This is a genomic window from Pseudomonas sp. 1L-E-NC-VB-C3, assembly GCF_057291535.1.
The window spans coordinates 1-1,296 of record NZ_JBXAWD010000034.1 but is presented as its reverse complement, the minus strand read 5'-3'; the positions used below and the strand labels follow the sequence as shown (position 1 = coordinate 1,296).

Sequence of the window (1,296 nt, the reverse complement as noted above, 5' to 3'; positions counted from 1 at the left end):
TGTAGATACTCTGTTCACGGTCAAGCTTTTTGGGTGTGTTTATCGCTAAAAAGCTTGGCTGTACTGAAGTCTTCGCCTGCCCGCATGCAGGCCCATAATCCGGTCAGGTATTTGCGCATGACTGCGACAATAGCCTGCATCTTCCTCTTTCCTCGAGCCACCATGGCTTCGTAAAACGCTTTAACGTTCGGGTCGCAACGTATGGCGGTCAGCGCAGGCATGTACATCGCTGAGCGCAAATAGGCATTGCCGCCCTTACTTATCCGGCCGGGTTTATCAATACTGGTGCCTGATTGCGTGAGTCGGACATCGAGTCCGGCATGGCGGCTGACCTGCGCTGACTTGAGCGTCACCGGTAAGGTCGTCAGTTCAGCCAGCGCCGCAAATACTGAGATCTCACCCATGCCAGGGGCGGCGATCATGTGGGCGAACTGGGCGCTCAACGTTGGGCAGTTGTCGATCAATGCCCGACCAGCGAGTCGGAAACGCTCGATTCGTTTGTCAAAGGCGTTGATGGCTTCTTCTTCGTCCTCAATCAGCATCAGAAGAGTTGTTTGAGTGGCTTTTAGTGCATGCAGCTCGTTTTTGGCGCGGGTGCGATGACCCGTCAAACGATTGATGTGGCGGCCGATAGCACGCAGTTCAAGCTGTATTGAAGTGGGCGGCGTCCACAACCTTGGGCTCATGCGTTCGCCGTACTCAGCTAGTAACTGGGCATCGATTGCGTCCGTTTTGCTGTTTTTCAGCATCAGCTTTGCAAAGTTGTGAAAACTCTTCGGATTGATAACCGAGACTGGCAAACCCGCCGCAGCGAGCTCCATGGCCAAGTCCAGGTAGTAGATTCCGGTGGCTTCCATCACCACAGACATAGGCTTGAGCTCAAGTAACTTGCTGACAGCAGCTTTGCGACCCGCCGGTGTCTGGTCGATATTGCACTGACCTGCAAAGCGGCCGCCATTGCGCCAGCCCATCGCTGTAGTGCGAGATCCCACATCCAAACCGACGTGCATGTTCATGCTTTCAACTCCAAGAGAACTGAGTTAAAAATGCTTCCTGGTTCCCCTGACCTCGAACTTCATGCCACTGCAACCTTGTAATGCGAAGTCCGACTCGTCGGCTTCTCGATACTCTTCGTGGTGGGCAATGAGGCGGGGGGACCTCTCTACATGCAAGGTCAGGAGCAAGTCCTGCCTTAAGGAGCGATCGGTCTCCCCCAGAAACACATCTTCGTATGTCGCACCAGCGAGCTTAGATCTCATTCATGCTGGTGTGTGGGGAACATACAAGGAGCTGCCG

The 1,296-nt window shown here is 54.2% G+C and carries 1 protein-coding gene; it reads right to left on the bottom strand.

Annotated elements, in window-relative coordinates:
* Positions 1-20: 20 nt before the first annotated feature.
* Entirely contained in the window at positions 21-1,016 is a 996-nt protein-coding gene (locus AC0Z5Z_RS26660; protein WP_485611859.1) for an IS110 family RNA-guided transposase, read from the bottom strand.
* Positions 1,017-1,296: the final 280 nt, after the last annotated feature.